19 protein-coding genes are annotated in these 19,478 nt (G+C 70.0%); 9 read left to right on the top strand and 10 right to left on the bottom strand.

The window, feature by feature from the left end:
* Positions 1-78 precede the first annotated feature (78 nt).
* Positions 79-1,872, bottom strand: coding sequence for a class I poly(R)-hydroxyalkanoic acid synthase (gene phaC, locus ACLFOB_RS05345; RefSeq protein WP_410916423.1), 1,794 nt, complete (start codon positions 1,870-1,872; stop codon positions 79-81).
* 124 nt (positions 1,873-1,996) lie between these two features.
* On the opposite strand from phaC, the gene phaZ reads away from it, so the two are divergent.
* The gene (gene phaZ, locus ACLFOB_RS05340) at positions 1,997-3,259 is read left to right on the top strand and encodes a polyhydroxyalkanoate depolymerase (protein ID WP_410916424.1); all 1,263 of its coding nucleotides are present in this window, start codon (positions 1,997-1,999) and stop codon (positions 3,257-3,259) included.
* Between the two features lie 278 nt (positions 3,260-3,537).
* Here the strand turns inward: phaZ and rpoH are convergent, their stop codons facing one another.
* The 3 genes from rpoH to ACLFOB_RS05325 all read right to left on the bottom strand — a co-directional run bounded on the left by rpoH (position 3,538) and on the right by ACLFOB_RS05325 (position 7,109).
* Entirely contained in the window at positions 3,538-4,434 is an 897-nt protein-coding gene (gene rpoH, locus ACLFOB_RS05335; protein WP_410916425.1) for an RNA polymerase sigma factor RpoH, read from the bottom strand.
* A 199-nt stretch (positions 4,435-4,633) separates the two neighbouring features.
* Positions 4,634-6,076: a cardiolipin synthase gene (gene cls, locus ACLFOB_RS05330; protein ID WP_410916426.1), complete on the bottom strand. Its 1,443-nt coding sequence runs from the start codon at positions 6,074-6,076 to the stop codon at positions 4,634-4,636.
* Positions 6,066-7,109: an RluA family pseudouridine synthase gene (locus tag ACLFOB_RS05325; protein ID WP_410916427.1), complete on the bottom strand. Its 1,044-nt coding sequence runs from the start codon at positions 7,107-7,109 to the stop codon at positions 6,066-6,068. The genes cls and ACLFOB_RS05325 overlap by 11 nt, the downstream gene beginning before the upstream one ends.
* Between ACLFOB_RS05325 and ACLFOB_RS05320 the strand changes: the two genes are divergently transcribed.
* Positions 7,108-7,413, top strand: coding sequence for a DUF6476 family protein (locus ACLFOB_RS05320; RefSeq protein ID WP_410916428.1), 306 nt, complete (start codon positions 7,108-7,110; stop codon positions 7,411-7,413). The two genes, ACLFOB_RS05325 and ACLFOB_RS05320, sit on opposite strands and share 2 nt — an antisense overlap.
* A 135-nt stretch (positions 7,414-7,548) precedes the next feature.
* On the opposite strand, the gene ACLFOB_RS05315 is transcribed toward ACLFOB_RS05320, so the two are convergent.
* Entirely contained in the window at positions 7,549-7,998 is a 450-nt protein-coding gene (locus ACLFOB_RS05315; protein ID WP_410916429.1) for a nucleoside deaminase, read from the bottom strand.
* 62 nt (positions 7,999-8,060) lie between these two features.
* On the opposite strand from ACLFOB_RS05315, the gene ACLFOB_RS05310 reads away from it, so the two are divergent.
* From ACLFOB_RS05310 to ACLFOB_RS05290, 5 genes are read left to right on the top strand one after another with little or no spacing between them, the layout of a single operon-like run.
* A complete protein-coding gene (locus ACLFOB_RS05310; protein WP_410925319.1) occupies positions 8,061-9,095 on the top strand; it encodes a pseudouridine synthase in 1,035 nt (344 codons plus the stop codon).
* Between the two features lie 53 nt (positions 9,096-9,148).
* Positions 9,149-9,358, top strand: a complete 210-nt coding sequence (locus ACLFOB_RS05305) for a hypothetical protein (RefSeq protein WP_410916431.1) — start codon at positions 9,149-9,151, stop codon at positions 9,356-9,358.
* On the top strand, positions 9,358-10,272 hold the full coding sequence (locus ACLFOB_RS05300) for a 5-bromo-4-chloroindolyl phosphate hydrolysis family protein (protein ID WP_410925317.1): 915 nt from the start codon (positions 9,358-9,360) through the stop codon (positions 10,270-10,272). Before ACLFOB_RS05305 ends, ACLFOB_RS05300 begins: the two co-directional genes overlap by 1 nt.
* A gap of 10 nt (positions 10,273-10,282) precedes the next feature.
* Positions 10,283-11,497 (top strand): toxic anion resistance protein, encoded by a 1,215-nt coding sequence (locus ACLFOB_RS05295; RefSeq protein WP_410925315.1) that lies wholly within the window; start codon positions 10,283-10,285, stop codon positions 11,495-11,497.
* Positions 11,497-12,453 carry a DUF2927 domain-containing protein gene (locus tag ACLFOB_RS05290; RefSeq protein WP_410925339.1) on the top strand — a complete coding sequence of 319 codons (957 nt, stop codon included), beginning with the start codon at positions 11,497-11,499 and terminating at the stop codon, positions 12,451-12,453. The genes ACLFOB_RS05295 and ACLFOB_RS05290 overlap by 1 nt, the downstream gene beginning before the upstream one ends.
* Positions 12,454-12,520: 67 nt before the next feature.
* On the opposite strand, the gene ACLFOB_RS05285 is transcribed toward ACLFOB_RS05290, so the two are convergent.
* The 4 genes from ACLFOB_RS05285 to meaB form a co-directional block, all read right to left on the bottom strand.
* A complete protein-coding gene (locus tag ACLFOB_RS05285) occupies positions 12,521-13,003 on the bottom strand; it encodes a copper chaperone PCu(A)C (RefSeq protein WP_410925313.1) in 483 nt (160 codons plus the stop codon).
* Positions 13,004-13,051: 48 nt separating this feature from the next.
* Complete coding sequence (locus ACLFOB_RS05280) at positions 13,052-13,399, bottom strand: hypothetical protein (RefSeq protein WP_410925311.1); 348 nt, start codon at positions 13,397-13,399, stop codon at positions 13,052-13,054.
* Between the two features lie 206 nt (positions 13,400-13,605).
* The gene (gene rpmB / locus ACLFOB_RS05275; RefSeq protein WP_410917264.1) at positions 13,606-13,899 is read right to left on the bottom strand and encodes a 50S ribosomal protein L28; all 294 of its coding nucleotides are present in this window, start codon (positions 13,897-13,899) and stop codon (positions 13,606-13,608) included.
* A 212-nt stretch (positions 13,900-14,111) separates the two neighbouring features.
* A complete protein-coding gene (gene meaB / locus ACLFOB_RS05270) occupies positions 14,112-15,083 on the bottom strand; it encodes a methylmalonyl Co-A mutase-associated GTPase MeaB (RefSeq protein ID WP_410925309.1) in 972 nt (323 codons plus the stop codon).
* 159 nt (positions 15,084-15,242) lie between these two features.
* Between meaB and hrpB the strand changes: the two genes are divergently transcribed.
* Positions 15,243-17,699: an ATP-dependent helicase HrpB gene (hrpB, locus tag ACLFOB_RS05265; protein WP_410925307.1), complete on the top strand. Its 2,457-nt coding sequence runs from the start codon at positions 15,243-15,245 to the stop codon at positions 17,697-17,699.
* Positions 17,700-17,862: 163 nt separating this feature from the next.
* On the top strand, positions 17,863-18,321 hold the full coding sequence (locus ACLFOB_RS05260; RefSeq protein WP_410917267.1) for an NUDIX hydrolase: 459 nt from the start codon (positions 17,863-17,865) through the stop codon (positions 18,319-18,321).
* Between the two features lie 143 nt (positions 18,322-18,464).
* On the opposite strand, the gene argF is transcribed toward ACLFOB_RS05260, so the two are convergent.
* The gene (argF, locus tag ACLFOB_RS05255; protein ID WP_410925305.1) at positions 18,465-19,391 is read right to left on the bottom strand and encodes an ornithine carbamoyltransferase; all 927 of its coding nucleotides are present in this window, start codon (positions 19,389-19,391) and stop codon (positions 18,465-18,467) included.
* Positions 19,392-19,478: the final 87 nt, after the last annotated feature.

The raw sequence follows: 19,478 nt of genomic DNA, 5'->3' as shown, positions 1-19,478 counted from the left end.
AGGAAAATATGGATGCTGCGCCGCAGCATTTCAAGGCATGATTGCTGCGGCGCAGCAATTTCTCGAAACCTATGTCAGTCAATCGGTTGGCGGCGCCACGACATAGGTTCCGGGCGCATCGCCAAGCGGCGGATGTGCCGAATCGCCCGGAGTGCGTGCCGCCACCCACTTGCCCGAACGCTTTGCCAGCCACGCGTCCCAGCGCGGCCACCACGAGCCCTCGTGGAACTCGGCCGTCTCGCGCCAGGCCGCGTGGTCAAGCGACAGGCCGGCGTTGGTGTAATGGCCGTATTTCCGCTTGCTGGGCGGGTTGACGATGCCCGCGATATGCCCCGACTGCGACAGAATGAAGGATTTCGACCGGCTGCCCATCGCCTGCACCCCGCGGTAGCAGTCCCTCCAGGCGGCGATGTGGTCGGTCTCGCAGGCGACGGAACACAGCGGCACGTCCACGTCGCGCAGGCGCAGACGCTCGCCAAGCAACTCGAGGCCCTCCTCGGCAAAGGCGTTGTCCTGGCAGAGCCGCCGCAGATACTGGATCGCCATCTTCGCCGGCAGGTTGGCGCCGTCCCCGTTCCAGTAGAGCAGGTCGAAGGCCGGCGGCGTCTCGCCCATCATGTAGCTGCGGATCGCGGGACCGTAGACAAGGTCGCGCGAGCGCAGGAAGGAAAAGGTGCGCGCCATCACATGGCTGGGCAGGACGCCGTGTTTCTCTGCCTCGGCCTCGATCGCGTCCACGAAATCGTCCTGCAGGAAGGGCGTGAATTCGCCCTGGTCCGAGAAATCCGTCAGCGCGGTGAGAAAGGTGGCCGACTTGACCGACCTGTCCCCGCGCTTCCTCAGCAGCGACAGCGTCAACGCCAGCGTCGTGCCGGCGATGCAGTAGCCCACGACGTTGATCCGATCCTGCCCGGTCATTGCCTTGACCTCGCGGATCGCGGTCAGGAAGCCGTCCTCGATGTAGTCCTCGATGCCCGTCTCGGCGTAGGACGGCCCCGGGTTGACCCAGCTGACCATGTAGAGGGTATAGCCCTGCTCGGTCAGCCATTTCACGAGGCTGTTCTTCGGCTTGAGGTCGAGGATGTAGAACTTGTTGATCCAGGGCGGGAAGATCAGCAGCGGCGTCTCGCGCTGCTGCTCGGTGGCCGGGGCATACTGGATCAGTTCCATCATGCGGTTGCGATAGACGATCTTGCCGGGAGAGGTGCCGATGTTCTCGCCCACCCTGAATGCCTTCTCGTCGGCCAGCCGCACGACCAGGTCGCCGCCGTTCGCCTCCAGATCCGCGACGAGGTTCTCAAGCCCCCTCACCAGGCTCTCTCCCTCGGTCTCGATCGCCCTTTCCAGCGCGTCGGGATTGGTGCCGAAGAAATTGGTGGGCGACATCATCTCGACGATCTGGCGCGAGAAATAGCGCAGGCGGCGCTTTTCCGTCTCGTCGAGGTCGTCGATGGCGCTGACGGCCTCGTCCACCGCCTGCGCGTAGATCATGTACTGCTGCTTGACGAAGTTGAAATAGGGGTGCGTCTTCCACAGCGCGTTCGTGAAGCGCGGATCGTCGGGCGTGTCGTCCTCGGGGGGCGCGAGACTGCCCTGCGCGAGTTGCTTCTGCGCCTCGACGAAATGCGCCAGCGACCTGCCCCAGTAGCCGATCTGTTGCTCCAGCAGCTTGCCGGGGTTCTGCATCCACTCGGCCCACCAGGCCGCCGCGGCCCTTGCGTAAAGGTCGCCGCTGGGGGCGTGCAGGCCGGGGTGGGCGGGGGGCCTGCTTCCCAGCGCCCGGATGAAGCGCTGTGTCAGTTCCTCCACTTTCTTCAGGTTTTCCTGCATCCGGTCGGCACCGACGGTTGCCGCTTCGTCCTTGGTTGTCATCTTAATGGTTTCCACCTATCGTCGCTGCCGTGCAGCATGAGTTGCCGGGAGCGCCGGGGCAAGGTTATGCAGGCCGCTCGGTCTGCCCTCACGGGCGCATCGGGCCGGACAAAGGGAGACCCTGATGCGATACATGGTGACCTACGATCTCATGGAATCGATCCGTAACACAAATCAATGGTTGGGCGCGACCGCCAAGGCCTTGGCATCCTATCCCGCGATGGCCATGACGCCCAACCCGATCGTGCAATGGACGGGGGCCTGGGGCGAGGTGACCGAACGCTCCTTCGAACGCATGGTCGCCAAGCCCGACTGGGGCATCCCTGCCTTCACCTGCGAGGACGGGCGCGACCATCTCGTCCGGGTCGAGACGGTGCTCGAGAAACCCTTTGGCAACCTGATCCATTTCCGCGTCCTGGGACGGCCGGAACAGCCGCGCAAGATCCTGCTGGTGGCGCCGATGTCCGGGCACTATGCGACGCTGCTGCGCTCCACGGTGAAAAGCCTGATCGTCAACTGCGAGGTCTATGTCACCGACTGGCACAACGCGCGCGACATCCCCGTGAGCTGCGGCAAGTTCGACATCGAGGACTATACCCTCTACCTCGTGGACTTCCTGCGCGAGATGGGGCCGGACACCCATTTGATCGCGGTCTGTCAGCCCGCGCCGCTGGCGCTGGCCGCCACGGCCTACCTGGCCGAGGAAGACCCCGAGGCGCAGCCGCGCACGCTGACCCTGATCGGCGGCCCGATCGACCCCGACGCGACGCCCACCGATGTCACCGACTTCGGCCGCCGCGTCACCATGGGCCAGCTCGAGGAGACGCTGATCCAGCGCGTGGGCTTCAAGTACAAGGGCGTGGGGCGCATGGTCTATCCGGGCCTCCTGCAACTCGCCTCCTTCATGTCGATGAACGCCGACCGGCACGCGCGCGCCTTCCGCGACCAGATCCTGCGCGTGGCGCGCGCAGAGGCGTCCGACCACGACCCGCACAACCGGTTCTACGACGAATACCTTGCCGTCATGGACATGACGGCCGAGTTCTACCTCTCGACCGTCGAGCGAATCTTCAAGCGCCGCGAGATCGCCAAGAACGAATTCGTGGTGGCGGGCAAGCCCGTCGATATCGGCAAGATCGATAGCGTCGCTGTCAAGACCGTCGAGGGTGCGAACGACGACATCTCGGCGCCCGGCCAGTGCGTGGCGGCACTCGACCTGCTGACCGGTCTGCCTACGTCGAAGAAGGCCAGCCATGTGGAGCCCGACGCCGGGCATTACGGCATCTTCGCCGGCAAGAGCTGGCGCAACAACATCCGCCCCCTGGTGCTCGATTTCATCGATTCGAACAGCGGCGCGCCGCAGCGCAAGGCAGAGGCAGTCGCCTGAAGCCGCGCGCGCACGACATTACGGCGGCCGAGCCTCCGGCCCGGCCCCTGTGACGCCGAGCGGAACGAGCCAGAGGCCGTTTCAACCGAATGACGCCGCCCGGCAGGAAGCCGGTCGCACCGCTTGAGATCGGCAGCAACCCCACGGTGAGATGCGTGCCCGGCAACAGGTTGCGCCCGGCTCCACAACCGCCCGGCTCCACAACCGCCCTGCTCCACAAGCGCGCGGCGCGCAGTCTCGCGCGCCGGCCCCGCGCCGGTCGGCAGGCTCCCCCCGGGTCACGCAGGCGTCAGCATGCCCTTTTCCCGCGCCAGCACCTGCATCCGTTGCTGCAGTTTCTCGAAGGCGCGCACCTCGATCTGGCGGATGCGCTCGCGGCTGACGCCGTAGTGCCCCGACAGTTCCTCCAGCGTGACGGGGTCGTCGGTGAGCCGGCGCTGGGTGAGGATGTCCTTCTCGCGGTCGTTCAGCACGTCCATCGCCTGCGCCAGAAGCTCGCGGCGCTGCTCGAGTTCGTCGCGCTCCTCGTAATCGGTCGCCTGGTCGGCACCCTCGTCCTCGAGCCAGTCCTGCCACTGGAGCGAGCCTTCGCCCTCCTGACCGACCTGCGCGTTGAGCGAGGCATCGCCGCCCGACAGGCGCCGGTTCATCGAAATCACCTCGGCCTCGGTCACGCCAAGGTCCGTTGCGATCTTCTTCACAGCCTCCGGGCGCAGGTCTCCCTCTTCCAGCGCGCCGATGCGCGCCTTGGCCTTGCGGAGGTTGAAGAACAGCTTTTTCTGCGCGCTGGTCGTGCCCAGCTTCACCAGGGACCAGGAGCGCAGGATATATTCCTGGATCGACGCGCGGATCCACCACATCGCATAGGTCGCGAGGCGAAAGCCCTTTTCCGGGTCGAACCGCTTGACCGCCTGCATCAGGCCCACGTTCGCCTCCGAGATGACCTCGGCCGTCGGCAGGCCGTAGCCGCGGTAGCCCATCGCGATCTTGGCCGCCAGTCGCAGGTGCGAGGTGACCAGCTTGTGCGCCGCCTCGGTGTCCTGGTCCTCGACCCAGCGCTTGGCGAGCATGTACTCTTCTTCCGGTTCCAGAAGCGGGAACTTCCGGATCTCCTGAAGATAGCGGTTGAGCCCCTGCTCCGGGCTGGGGGCCGGCAGATTGCCATAGTTCGCCATTGTCAACCTCTCCTGCGAGCCCCACAGCAATGTTGCGAGGCTTAACATAAGTAGTGAACCGCTCGGTTCACTTCAAGACCTGCCGCGGACCACTGTCACTGATCTGCAGCAGTCGCGTCGTCTGTGGAAGAAGAACACGCCAGCGTGTCAGGAGTTTCACGCAGACGTGGCAAAAGGCGCCGGTTTGTTTCAAAAGCGCTCACAACAAGGGGGCCAGCGTCGCCATCAGGTTCTGCAGCGCCCGCCGCCCCACCGACCAGTCCGCCACCTCGGCGCGGGTCACCGTCCGCGACCGGGCGACATACGCTGCCTGCCGCGCGTCGAGCGCCGCGACAAACCCGCGGTCGGCGGCAAGCAGGCTGTTCTCGAAGTTGAGTTCGAAGCTGCGCCGGTCGAGGTTGGCCGACCCGATCAGCGCGGCCTCTCCGTCCATCGTGATGATCTTCGAATGCAGCAGACCGTCGGGATATTCGTGGATCTCGACGCCCGCGCGCAGCAACTGCGGATAATAGCTGCGGCTGGCAAGGCCCACCACGAGGCTGTCGTTGCGCTGCGGCAGGATCATGGTGACATGCACCCCCCTGAGCGCCGCCGCGCAGATCGACTGCTGCACCATTTCGTTCGGCACATAATAGGGTGTGGTGATGACCAGCCGCTCGCGCGCCGCGGCGAAGAGCGCCGCGGCGGTGTCTGGGACCGTCTCGAAGCCGTCGTCGGGACCCGTTCCCATAGCCACGGCGGCAACCGCGCCTCCGGACGCCGGCGCCATGGCCCGTTCCAGAAGGCCGCCCAGATCCTCGCCGGTGTGCAATTCCCAGTCCTCGGCGAACAGGCGCTGCAACTGCCAGGTGATCGGCCCCTCGATCCGGGCGAGGATGTCGACCCAGGGCGCGTATTTCCGTTTCGGCAGAAAGCCCGGATCGGCGCAGTTCTGACTGCCCACATAGGCGATGCGCCCGTCGATCACCGCGATCTTGCGGTGGTTGCGGATGTCCACCCGCGCGAAGAACATGTGCAGCAGCGCAACCCGGAATCCGAAGGCAAGGCCGGTCCTGACGCCCGCCTTCGCCAGATCGGCCCAGGCCTGCGACTGCGCCAGCTTGCGCGAGCCCAGCGCGTCCACCATCACCCGGCAGGTCACGCCACGCCCGGCCGCGCGGCGCACGGCCTCCAGCACGCGGGTGCCGTTGCCGTCCTCGAGCCAGATGTAGAACAGCAGGTGGACGTGATCCCGCGCCGCGTCGATGTCGGCGACGAGGCGAAGGATGGCGTCATCGGAATCGGCGGCAAGCTCCGCGACATTGCCGGGCACCGGGTCGAACCCGTTCGACGCGGCGGCGCGGGCAAAGGCCTGCGTCGCCGGCAGATCGGCGGGGCGCACCGGCCGCACGCCGGGCACCGCGCGCGGCAGCCGCGCCTCGATCGCCTTGAGCTGCTCCAGCTTGCGGCGGCCGAAATCGACCTCTCCGAACAGGAAATAGAGCACGATCCCCACACCCGGCAGCGCGAAGACGCAGATGATCCACGCCAGCCTTGCCGCCGGTGCCCGCTTCTCGCGCAGCAGGATGCGGAACAGCGTGGCGATCTGCGCCGCAAAGAAGGCCAGCAGAACCAACACGATGAAGAAGGCGCTACCGTCCATGCGCCCTCTCTCCGCGGAGCGCCGCCAGAAGTCCGGCCATGTCGGACGGCAGCGGCGCCTCGAACCGCAGGCGTCCGCCCGTCACCGGATGCAGGAAGCCAAGCACCGCGGCGTGCAGCGCCTGCCGCGCGAAGCCTGCCGCTGCCTCGGCCCCGTCGGCCGGCAGCGCACACTGCCGCAGCTTGCGCCGCCCGCCGTAGAGCGGATCGCCGATCAGCCCGTGCCCGACATGCGCCAGATGCACCCGGATCTGGTGGGTGCGCCCGGTCTCGAGCCAGCAGTCGACGAGAGCCGCGGCGGGCGGCGCGCCGAAGCGTTCGGCGACCTTCAGCCGCGTGACCGCGTGCCGCCCGCCCGATTTCAGCACCGCCTGGCGCTGCCGGTCGTGCGGGTGACGGCCGAGGCGCGTCTCGATCCGCAGGATGCCGCCCGGCTCCGCCGTGACGCCCGGCAGGCCCATCAGCCGGGGCTCGGCCGGATCGGGCACCCCGTGCGCCGCCGCGCGGTAGAGCCGCTCGACGCTGTGCGCGGCGAACTGCGCGGCAAGACCCTGATGCGCGCGGTCGGTCTTGGCGGCGACCAGAACGCCGCTTGTGTCCTTGTCCAGCCGGTGCACGATGCCGGGCCGTTCCTCGCCGCCGATGCCGGACAGGCTGTCGCCGCAATGCGCCATCAGCGCGTTGACCAGCGTGCCGCCGGGGGTGCCGGGCGCGGGATGCACCGCCATGCCGGCGGGCTTGTCGATCACGATCAGATCCGCGTCCTCGTGCAGCACGGCCAGCGGGATGTCCTCCGCTGCCAGGTCCGCGCGCGGGCGCACGGCCAGCGCGATTTCCACCTCGGCCCCGGGGATCGCGCGCGCGGAGGCGTCGGTCGCCACCGCGCCGCCCACGCGCACCGCCCCCTCGGCCAGCAGCTTCGCCAGCCGCGAGCGCGACAGCCCGGCCCCGGCTGGCGCCGCGGCGGAAAGCGCCTTATCAAGGCGGGGCGGCGGATCGTCGCCAAGATGGAAGCGGACGGTCTCTGAGGCCATGAACGAGGCGCCCCGGCAAGAGGAGGAACCCGCGCAGCTCAGGTTTCTGCGCCGGCTGGTCACCGCGCTGACGGCAACCATGGTCGTGGGGCTTCTAGTGGTGATCGGGCTGCTTGTCATCCGCCTGACGGACCGCGCGCCGGTACTTCCCGAGGTGATCGCGCTGCCCGGCGACGCGAAGGCCGTGGCGCTCACGCAGGGGCCGGGCTGGTATGCCGTGGTGACGGACGACGACCGCATCCTGATCTACGACCGCGACACCGGCGCGCTTGTCCAGACCGTGCAGGTCGAAACCGGGGGGTGAGGCGCCCTGCGGTCCTCCGGGCGCGCGCCGGGCCGGCCGGGCGCCCGCGCTGCTGGCGCTGCTGCTGATGCTGGGGATCGTCGGCGTGAGCCTGTCGCGACCCGTGCCCGTCGCCACCCGCGCGGATCCCGCCCGCTAGCGCCGGTCCGCGAAGAAGGCGCGCAGGAGCGCCGCGGCCTCGGCCTCTGCCAGCCCCTCGTAGACCTCTGGGCGGTGGTGCGCCTGCGGGTGGGAAAAGACCCGCGCGCCATGCGCCACGCCGCCGGACTTCGGGTCCGCCGCGCCATAGTAGAGCCGCGCGATGCGGGCGAACGCGATGGCCTGCGCACACATCGCGCAGGGCTCCAGCGTGACGTAAAGCGCGTGCCCCGGCAGCCGCTCGGACCCAGCCGCGGCGCAGGCCGCGCGCAGCGCGAGCATCTCGGCGTGCGCCGAGGGATCGGCCAGTTCGCGCGTGCGGTTGCCGGCGCGCGCCACCTCGCGGCCCTGCGGATCGACCACCACGGCGCCCACAGGCACCTCGCCGCGGGCGGCGGCGGCGCGCGCCTCTTCGAGCGCCGCCTGCATGTGCGAACGGAACGGCATGGGGCGCAATAGGGCCGCGCGCGGCGCTTGCGCAAGGGGCGCGCGACGCCTAGAGGCGGGGGATGGCACGCAAGGACGACATCCCCAGGACCGGCGAGCGCATCGCCAAGGTACTCGCCCGCGCCGGCGTGGCCAGCCGGCGCGAGGCCGAGCGCCTGATCGCCGAGGGGCGCGTCACGGTCAACGGCCGGCAGATCGAGCGCGCGGCGCTGAACGTCGTGCCGGCAGACCGCATCGCCGTGGACGGGCGCGAGATCGGCGCGCCCGAGCCGGTGCGCCTGTGGCTCTACCACAAGCCCACGGGCCTCGTGAGCACCACGAAGGACGAACAGGGCCGCCCCACCATCTTCGACGATCTGCCAGAGGACATGCCGAGGGTGATGAGCGTGGGGCGGCTGGACCTCAATTCCGAGGGGCTGCTGCTGCTGACCAACGACGGCGCGGTGAAGCGAAAGCTGGAGCTGCCCTCGACCGGCTGGACCCGGCGCTACCGCGTGCGGGTGAACGGCCGGCCGGACGACGCGCGGCTCGATCCGCTGCGCCGGGGGCTGGAGATCGACGGCGAACGCTTTCAGCCGATGACCGTGCGGCTCGACCGCCAGCAGGGCGCCAACGCCTGGCTGACGATCGGCCTGCGCGAGGGAAAGAACCGCGAGATCCGCCGCGCGATGGAGGCGGTGGGCCTGTCCGTCAACCGACTGATCCGGGTGGCCTATGGCCCCTTCCAGCTTGGCGAGCTGAAACCGGGTGCCGTCGAGGAGGTCAAGCCCCGCATCGTGCGCGACCAGCTCGGGCTGGCGGATGCGGAGGCAGAGACGGCGCCGAAGCGCCAAAGGTTGAGGCCGACCGCGAAGAAGGGCGCGCCCGGCGACAGGCCCGGATCCGCCCGCAAGGGCCGTCCGGCACCGAAAGAGGGCGCGCCGCCGGGCAAGGCGCGCGCGACCGGACCGGCGGCGAAGGGCAAGGCCGCGCCGGGTCGCCCCCGGCAGGACGCCTCCTCAGGGCCGGAAAAGCCGCGCACCGGCCAGCGGAGCGGACGCGGCACGCCAACGGGACCGCGCGGCGGCAGACCGCGCGGCGGGGGGCGCGGCACCTAGCCCTTCGCCTGCCGAACACCTATGTTGCCCGCGCAAGCCGATGGGAGCCACGCGTGTCGCGCCTGATCCTCGTTCTTCTGCTCGCCGCGGTGCTGACCGCGGCCGCCGCGATCACGGTGTCGCTGGTCTCGGAGACGGGCGAGCGGACGGGGCGCGCAATGGGCCGGCCCGGCGGGCGGCTGAACGCCGTGCAGCGCGTGGCCTACGCCCTGCTGATGGCCGTGATGCTGGGCACCGCCGCGGGCTGGCTGGGGGCAGAGTGATGGCCCGGCGCTACGGCGGCAAGCACAGTCCCGATCCTCGCGCGGACGGGTCCGAGGCGAAGGAGGCGGCCAAGCGGCTGTCCACCACGCCGACCCGCTTTCGCATCGACCCTGGCGGCGCGCGGGTGAACTTCCTCTACCTGCCGGCGGCGGTGCTGGCCTTCATGTCGCTGGGCGGCGGGCCGGAGCGGCTGGCGCTCGGCCTCGTCGGCGGGGCGCTCTGGGCGCTCGCGGCCTGGCTCACCCGCGAGGGGCTGCGCGCCGAGGCCGCCTATCACGACCGCAAGGTCGCCCGGCGCCCCGCCCTGCCCCGCAAGATCCTTGCCAGCCTGCTGACCGGTGCGGGCACCGTGATCGCCGCAGGCATCGGCGGCACCGACCTTCTGGGCGCGGCACTCTACGGTGTGATCGGAACCGCCCTGCACGTCACCGCCTTCGGGATCGACCCACTGTCCGACAAGGGCGTGGAAGGCGTGGACCGGTTCCAGCAGGACCGCGTGGCCCGGGCCGTGGACGAGGCAGAGGGCCTGCTGGCCGAGATGCGCCACACGGTCGCCCGGCTGGGCGACCGGCCGCTGGAGACGCGCGTGGAGCGGTTCGAGCGCACCGCGCAGCAGCTCTTTCGCACCGTCGAGCAGGATCCGCGCGACCTGACCTCGGCGCGGCGCTTCCTGTCGGTCTATCTGATGGGCGCACGCGACGCGACGGCGAAATATGCAGGCATCGCCGAACGCGGCCGGAACGAGGCGGCGCGGCGCGACTACCTTTCGCTGCTCGACGATCTGGAGCAGAATTTCGCCGCGCGGACGCGGAAACTCTTGCAGAACGACCGCGCCGACCTGAACGTCGAGATCGAGGTCCTGCGGGACCGGCTCAAACGCGAAGGGTTGCGCACCGAGTACAGCGAAGAGTGAGGATCAGTTCATGTCAGAGAAAGTGCGCAGCGAGGCCGCCCAGACCGCAGGCGCCGTCGAGGAGGTGACCGCCGTGACGCTGCCCGACCCGCAGGAGGCCGAAGCCATCGTGCCGCTCGCACAGGCAGACCCGCAGACCTCGTCCGAGATCCGCCGCCGGATGGACGAGATCGACATAAGCGACACGAACTCGATCGTCTCCTTCGGCTCTGCCGCGCAGGCGGAACTGCAGGAAATCAGCCAGTCCATGCTGGCCGACGTCCGCAACAAGGACGTGGGGCCCGCAGGCGACTCGCTGCGCGGCATCGTGACCACGATCCGGGGCTTTTCCGTCTCCGAACTCGACGTGCGGCGCGAGCGCACCCTCTGGGAGCGTCTGCTGGGCCGGACCGCGCCCTTCGCCAAGTTCACCGCCCGCTTCGAGGAGGTGCAGGGGCAGATCGACCGGATCACCGAGGATCTGCTCAGGCACGAGCACAGGCTGCTCAAGGACATCAAGTCGCTCGACCTGCTCTACGAGAAGACGCTGGCCTTCTACGACGAGCTCGCGCTTTACATCGCCGCGGGAGAGGCGAAGCTGCAGGAGCTCGACACCAAGGACATCCCCGCGCGCGAAAAGGCCGTGCAGGAGGCGCCGGAGGAGGCGCAGGTCATGAAGGCGCAGGAGCTGCGCGACCTGCGCGCCGCGCGCGACGATCTCGAACGCCGGGTGCACGACCTGAAGCTGACGCGCCAGGTCACGATGCAGTCCCTGCCCTCGATCCGGCTGGTGCAGGAGAACGACAAGAGCCTGGTGACCAGGATCAACTCGACGCTGGTGAACACCGTGCCGCTCTGGGAAACGCAGCTGGCGCAGGCGGTCACCATCCAGCGATCGGCCGAGGCCGCGGCGGCCGTGAAGGAGGCCAGCGACCTGACCAACGAGCTTCTGACCGCCAACGCCGAGAACCTGCGCGAGAGCAACCGCGCGATCCGGCAGGAGATGGAGCGCGGCGTGTTCGACATCGAGGCGGTGAAGAAGGCGAACCAGGATCTGATCGCCACGATCGAGGAGAGCCTGCAGATCGCCGACGAGGGCAAGGCCCGCCGCACCGCCGCCGAAGCGGAACTTCAAAAGATGGAGACGGAATTGCGGGACACCCTGAAATCCGCCAAGTCGCGTGCCCGCGGGGGCGGCAGCGTGCCCCGGGGCGCGGCCTCGGGCGCGGAGGCGTCGACGACGTGATCTCGCTGCGCCTGAGCTTCTTTGCCGCGGCTGCGTCGCTGGCGCTGCTGACCGGCTGCGAACCCGCACTGCCCCCTGCACCGCCGCCGCAGCAGCAGCAGGCCGGCGCCACTGTGCCCATGCGCCCGGACCCGCCACCCGTGCGCCGTTCGGACGAAAGCCGCGCGCTTTCAGCCTATTACCAGCGGCTGCAGCAGGACCTCCTCGCGCGTGGCCTGTTGCGCACCGACGGCGGCGGGCCGGACACGCCCTATGGCGCGCGGGAGATCCTGGCCAATTTCGAGCGCATCGCCTTTTATGACGAATATGCCCGGGGGTCAGGGCTGAGGCGTGCCTCGTCCGAGCCGACGCGCCTGAAGCGCTGGCCCGGCCCGGTGCGGATGACGATGGAGTTCGGCGCGACGGTGGACCGCGCCCAGCGGACCCGTGACGAGAACGAGTTGCGCAGCTTTGCCGCGCGGCTGGCGCGGGTGACCCGGCACCCGATCAGCGTCTCTGACCCGGCGTCGGCCAATTTCCATGTGCTCGTCATGGGCGAGGATGACCGCGGCGAGGCGATCGACCGCATCCGCCAGCTGGTGCCCAACATCGACCCTGCCGCGCTGGACATCTTTCGCCGGCTGCCCCGCTCGATCCACTGCCTGGTGCTGGCCTTTTCGGCCGAGCCCGACGGATACGATTATGCGCAGGCCATCGCCTTCATCCGGGCCGAGCATCCGGACCTGATGCGCCGGTCGTGCATCCACGAGGAAGTGGCACAGGGCCTTGGCCTGCCGAACGACAGCCCGCGCGCCAGACCCTCCATCTTCAACGACGATGACGAGTTCGCGCTTCTCACGAGCCACGACGAGGTGCTGCTGCGAATCCTCTACGATCCGCGCCTTGCGCCCGGCATGTCGCTGGACGCGGCGCGCCCGATCCTGCGCGATATCGTGAACGACCTGGGGCAGGGCTGAGGCGCGGCGCCGCTGGCCCGGGGCACACGCCCGGACCGGCGGCGCGGCGCGACGGTCAGTTCGACGGTCAGTTCATCTGTCCGCCCTGGCCACGCCCCGCGCCGTGCATCGGCTGGCGTTCAAGATCCACCGGCACCTCGACGGTAACTTCGCCGGCCGTCTCGAATTCCAGCGTGAGCATCACGCTGTCGCCCTGTTCTAAGGGCTCGGACAGCCCGAGGAACATGACGTGATGCCCGCCACGCCGCATCTCGAGCGTGCCGCCTGCGGGCACATCGAACCCCTCCTCGACGTGGATCATGCGCATCACGCCCATGTCGTCCTCGCGGTGGGTGTGCAGTTCCGTGCGCTTGGCCACGTCCGAGGCGGCGGCGATCAGCCGGTCGTTCGCCCCGCCGTGATTCTCGATCACCATGAAGGCCGCGCCCGAGGCGGCCATCGCGCCGGAACTGCGGGCATAGGCGTCCCTGACGGTGATGTCGTCCGTCGCGGCGGCGGGAAGGGCTGCCAGCGCAAGCGCACCGGCAAGGAAGTGTGTCCTGAGCGGCATGGGCCGTCTCCTCTGTCACGAAGTCCGGATGGGTGTGTCAGTCGCGGATCAGAGGTGGCGTGGCGGATCGCGTGCGGCGCCGGCACGCGCCCCGTGCCCGCGCGGCGCGGGCAGCGCGGCAAAGGCCGCGGCATCCGCCGTCGCATCTGTCGGGCGGGCCACCTCCGGCGTGGCAGACGACGGCGCGGCAAGGCTTGCCACCGCGTCCGGGCAGACATGCGCCGGCCCCGTCGGCTTGCCCTCGGCGTCGATTTCGATGGTGACGAGACCGCCGCCAGTGCAGATCACCACGGCGCCCGCCGGGACGTTCTGGGTGCGCGCCAGTGCAGCGGATTGCGCCGTGACGACGAGCGTCAGCGCCAGAAGCAGCGCAAGCAGGGGGGACCGGATGGTCATGCGCGGAGCCTTACAACAACGCGCGGCAGGCTTCCATGCGACAGTCACGCCTGAGCGAAAGTCATGAGTCCCCAACGGGACGGGAACCCCCACGTCAAACGGGTAAGGGCCCCAAGTGTTCACAAGCCCGCGCGACTCGATCCCGCCGAACGCCGGTCGGCGTCAGGATCATGCCCGACCCGATCGGTCGACACGCCCGCGTCCGGTCACGCCTCGGCGGACGTCCGCGCGGCCTCGATCTCGCGCTTGACCTTCAGCGCCCGCGGCGACAGTTCCGCGTCCTTCGCCTTTGCGAGGAAGGCGTCGAGGCCGCCGCGGTGATCCACCGTCCGCAGCGCCGACGCCGAGATCCGCAGCTTGACGCCGCGGCCCAGCGTCTCGGACTGCAGGGTCACGTCGTTCAGGTTCGGCAGAAAGCGGCGCTTCGTCTTGTTGTTGGCGTGGCTGACGTTGTTGCCCACCATCGGGCCTTTTCCGGTCAGTTCGCAGCGGCGCGACATGGCATCCTCGTGGCTTGGCGAGACATGGCTCGACGAAAAATGGCGCCGCCCGGCCCTCGGCGGGGGCGCCCGGAAACTCGTTCGCGCGTTCAACACCACTGCCCCGGGGGTGTCAAGCCGGAATCGCCACGCCCGCGCGGGTCGGCGCCGGGGCGATGCCGCATGAGCGTCGGCATCCTCCCGGGCGACGCGGCGGGACTTCGCGGGCGCGCTCAGAGATCGGCAAGGATGTCGGCCGCCGCCCCCTCCGGCGTCATCTCGCCCGCGCGGACACGCGCGGTCATCTCGGCCATGCGCGCGCGCGTCGCCGGGTCGCGGGTGAGCCGCGCCAGCAGCCCCTCGCGCACCTCGGCGGCAAACCAGGCCTCGTCCTGCGCGGCGCGTCGAGCGGCGAAATGCCCGTGCCTGCGCCGCCAGTCGGCCAGGGCCTGCATCTCGGCCCAGGCCGCGTCAAGGCCCTCGCCGGTCAGGGCGGAGACGGTCAGCGCCTTCGGGAAATCCTCGGGGTCCTCGGGGCGCCTGCGCAGCAATCGAAGCGCCCCGGCATAGTCCGCGCAGGTGCGCACGGCCGCGGCTTTCAGGTCCCCGTCGGCCTTGTTGACCAGGATGAGATCGGCCATCTCCATGATCCCGCGCTTCACGCCCTGCAACTCGTCGCCCCCGGCCGGCGCCAGCAGCAGCACGAAGAGGTCCGACATCTCGGCAACCGCGGTCTCGGACTGTCCCACGCCTACGGTCTCGATCAGCACCACGTCGAAGCCCGCCGCCTCGCAGAGCGCCACGGCCTCGCGGGTGCGGCGCGCCACGCCACCCAGCTGCGTCCGGGCCGGCGAGGGACGGATGAAAGCCTCGGGCGCGCGTGACAGCCGCTCCATGCGCGTCTTGTCGCCAAGGATCGAGCCGCCCGAGCGCGCGCTCGACGGATCCACGGCGAGCACGGCCACCCGCAGACCGCGCGCGACCAGCATCAGCCCGAAGGCCTCGATGAAGCTCGACTTGCCCACACCGGGCGTGCCGGACAGGCCGATCCGCAGCGCTTCGCGCTCCTCGCGCTTCAGGGCCTCCAGCAGCTCGACGGCCTGGCTGCGGTGATCCTCGCGCCCGCTTTCCACCAGCGTGATCGCGCGGGCCAGCGCACGCCGGTCTCCCTCCGCGACGCCGCGGGCGAGGCTGTCGATGTCCATGCGCGGCCTCCGCGTCTGTCCGGGACGCCCCCGGCGGTGGGCACTGTCCACGCGCGGGCGGCCGGGCGCAAGGGCCTTGCAAGGCCCTTGAAGCCGCTTTTCAAGCGGCTTCCGCCGGCCTCTGGACGCGCGGACGCGCCCGGCCCATAACCGCGGATCATGCCTGCAACCCTTCCGATCGACGCCGTGCTGCCGGAACTTCTGGCGACGCTGCGGCAAGGTGCCCGCGCCGTCCTGGAGGCTCCGCCCGGCGCGGGCAAGACCACGCGGGTCCCCCTCGCGCTGCACGACGCGGGACTCGCCCCGGGCCGAATCGTGATGCTCGAGCCGCGTCGCCTTGCCGCGCGCGCCGCCGCGGAACGCATGGCCGAGACGCTGGGCGAACCCGTGGGGCGGACCGTGGGCTACCGCATCCGCGGCGAGAGCGCCGTTTCGCCGGAAACGCGCATCGAGGTCGTGACCGAGGGCGTGCTCACCCGGATGATCCAGTCCGATCCGGAACTCGCGGGCATCGGCGCCGTGATCTTCGACGAGATTCACGAGCGCTCGCTCGCTGCCGACCTGGGCCTCGCCCTCTGCCTCGAGATCGCGGGCGCGCTGCGCGAGGACCTTGTCCTGCTCGCGATGTCGGCGACGCTGGAAACCGGACCGCTTGCGGCGCTCATGGACGCGCCGGTGATCCGGGCCGAAGGCCGCAGCTTTCCGGTCGAGACCCGCTGGCTCGATCGCCCGTTGCCGGCCGGCACGCGCTTCGAACCCGCGCTTGCCGATCTGGTCGCAAGGAGCGTGGAAGAGACAGAGGGCGGCGTGCTCGTCTTCCTGCCGGGCGAGGCGGAAATCCGCCGCCTCGCCGCGCTGCTCGACGGCAGACTGCCGGCCGACTGCGCGATCCGCCCGCTTTACGGCGCGCTCCCTCTCTCGGCCCAGCGCGCCGCGATCCGGCCCGCGCGCCACGGCCGCAAGGTGGTCCTGTCGACGTCGGTCGCGGAAACCTCGCTCACCATCGAGGATGTGCGCGTGGTGGTCGACGGCGGCCGCGCCCGGCGGGCCCGCTTCGACCCCGGTTCCGGCATGACCCGGCTGCTCACCGAACGGGTCACGCGGGCCGAGGCCATGCAGCGCGCGGGCCGGGCCGGGCGGGTGGCACCGGGGAGATGCTACCGCCTCTGGTCGAAGGGCGAGGAGGGTGCCCTCGCCGCGTACCCCCCGGCCGAGATCGAGGTGGCGGACCTCGCGGGACTTGCGCTGGAACTCGCGCTCTGGGGGGCCGCGCCGGAGGCGCTGCCCTTTCCGACGCCACCGCCGCCGGCGGCTTACGAAGAGGCCGTCGCGCTCCTGACGTTGCTTGGCGCGCTCGACGCCCGCGGGCGCATCACGCCGCACGGCCGGCGCCTGGCTGCGCTGCCGCTGCACCCGCGGCTGGGGCACATGCTGACGCTCGGAGGCTCCAGGGCCGCGCCGCTGGCCGCGTTGCTGGCGGATCGCGACCCGCTGCCGCGGGCCGCGCCCGTGGACCTCGCCCTGCGGCTCGAGGCCCTGCACAACCCGCATAGTTTCGCGCGCTCCCGGCCCTGGACGCCGAATCGCGGCGCCGTGGACCGCATCCGCGCCGAGGCAGCGCGGCTGGCGAAAATCGTCCCGAAGGACGAGGACGGTTCAGAGGCACCGACGCTCGGGGGCATGGCGGCGCTCGCCTACCCCGACCGTATCGCCCTGCGGCGAAAGGGGGACGCACCCCGCTTCCTGCTCAGCGGCGGCAAGGGTGCACGGTTGCCGGAGGACGATCCGCTTGCGGGGCAACGCCTGATCGTCGCCACCGACCTGGACGGTGACCCGCGCGAGGCGCGCATCCGCCAGGCCGCGCCGATCGCCGAAAGCGAGCTGCGGGCGCTTTTCGCCGACAGGATCACCTGGGTGGACCTGTGCCACTGGTCGCGCCGCGAGCGGCGCGTGGTGGCGCGACAGCAGGAGCGGCTGGGCGCCATCGCGCTCGACGACCGGATCTGGCACGATGCGCCGCAGGAGACGGTCGCGCGCGCCATGCTGGACGGGGTGCGCAAGCTTGGCCTTCCGCTTTCCGCCGCGGCCCGGCGGCTGCAGGCGCGCGTCGCCGCCGGCCGGGCAGCGGGCCACGACCTTCCGGACCTTTCGGAAGAGGCGCTGCTGGCACGACCGGAGGAGTGGCTCCTGCCCTTCCTCCCCGGCGTGCGGACGGCAGAGGCATGGCAGTCTTTCGACCTTCTGCCGGCATTGCGCGCAGCTCTTGGATGGGAGGCGGAACAGACGCTGGACCGCGTGGTGCCCGCCACCTTCCGCACGCCGCTCGGGCGCGAGGTGCCGATCGACTACGCGGGCGCGGTGCCTCAGATCGAGGTGCGGCTGCAGGAAATGTTCGGCCAGGCGACCCATCCGGAGGTTGCCGGCAGCCCGCTCGGGATCACGCTGCTGTCGCCCGCCGGCCGGCCGCTGCAGACGACAGCGGACCTGCCGGGTTTCTGGGCCTCTTCCTATGCCGAGGTGCGCAAGGAGATGCGCGGGCGCTATCCGAAGCATCCCTGGCCGGAGGATCCCCTGACCGCGGTCCCGACGCTGAAGACGAAGCGCAACCGCGGCTGAACGAAGAGTTTCGAAAGCCCGGACTAGTCAGGCCGCACCGAAACGAGTATCCAGGCGGCGCAAGGTATCGCAAATCCTTGATGTCATCTTTACATTCCCGTAACGGAAACGTATATACAAAGCCTTACAGTCGGGGCGAACCCGGCGGGAGCAGGAAGCGACAATGACCCGGCCTCCCGGCGACAACTGGAGCGGCTTTTCCGATGCGGCGGCTGCCGGAACCCTGCACCGGCAGGTGGCCGCACTCTGCTATCGGGGCAGCGATGCAGACCGCGAGGTGCTGCTGATCACCAGCCGCGGCACCGGCAGATGGGTGCTGCCGAAGGGCTGGCCGATCGCGGGGCTCGACGCGCCCGGCAGCGCCCGCCAGGAAGCCTGGGAAGAGGCCGGCGTGATCGCCGCCGACAGCCCGATGGTGCCGCTGGGCCAGTATCGCTATGTCAAGCGCAACCGCCACATGCCCGATCTGCTGGTCGAGGTTCAGGTCTTCGCGCTCGAGGTCGCACGCCTCGCCGACAGGTTTCCGGAGGAGCAGGAACGGCGCCGCGCCTGGATGTCGCCGGCAAGGGCAGCGAAGGTCGTGGCCGAACCGGACCTGGCGGCGCTGATCGCCGCCTTCTGATCTCGCGCGGCGGTAGCGGTTTACAAACCGCTTCCGCCGCGACCTCCCGGGATTGCTCGCGACCCCGCGGCGGGGCGGCGAAGGCGCTTCCAAGCGCCTTCAAGCGGTTTGCAAACCGCTTGGCGCCCGCGCGGCGCCTTGTCTCACACGCCCAGGCACCAGCGCAGGATCGCCTTCTGCGCGTGCAGACGGTTCTCGGCCTCGTCGAAGATGACCGACTGCGGGCCGTCCATGACATCGGAGGTCGCCTCCTCCTCTCGATGCGCGGGAAGGCAGTGCATGAAGAGCGCGTCGGGCTTCGCTTCCGCCATCAGCCGCGCGTTGACCTGGTAGGGTCGCAGCAGGTTGTGCCGCCGCTCGCGCGCCGACTGCGCGTCGTGCATCGACACCCAGGTGTCGGTCACGACCAGATCGGCGTCCTTCGCCGCGACGAGCGGATCGCGCTCGATCCGCACCGTGGCGCCCCTGTCACGCGCGAAACGAATCCAGTCTTCCTCGGGGTCGAGCTGCGCGGGCCCCGTGAAGGTCAGGTCGAAGCCGAACTGCCCCGCCGCCTGCAGCCAGCTTGCGCACACGTTGTTGCCATCGCCCGACCAGAGCACCTTGCGCCCCGCGATGGGACCGCGATGCTCCTCGTAGGTCATCACGTCCGCCATGATCTGGCAGGGGTGGGTCCGGTCGGTCAGGCCGTTGATCACGGGGATGTCGGCATGCTCGGCCATCTCGTGCAGCACCGCCTCGTCGAAGGTGCGGATCATCACCAGGTCGACATAGCGGCTGAGCACGCGCGCGGTGTCGGCGATGGTCTCGCCATGGCCAAGCTGCATGTCCGCACCTGACAGCACCATGGTCTGCCCACCCATCTGCCGCACGCCCACGTCGAAGCTGACGCGCGTCCGGGTCGAGGGCTTCTCGAAGATCAGCGCGACCATGCGGCCGGCAAGCGGCTGCTCGTCGTCGGGTGCGCCCCTGGGGAGGTCGCGGCGCGCGGCCTTCATCCGGCGTGCCGCGTCGATCATCGCGCGCAGGTCGGCCGGGTCGGTGGTGTGGATGTCGAGGAAATGCGTCATGGCGTGGTGCCCGTTGCTGGCGGGGCATGGGGGCGCTGCCCCCGTCGGCTGCGCCGACTCCCCCGGGGTATTTCTGGCAAGAGGAAG

Origin of the sequence: Rhodosalinus sp., assembly GCF_046542825.1 — a bacterium.
GTDB lineage: Bacteria > Pseudomonadota > Alphaproteobacteria > Rhodobacterales > Rhodobacteraceae > Rhodosalinus.
This window is presented reverse-complemented; position numbering and strand designations above follow the sequence as displayed.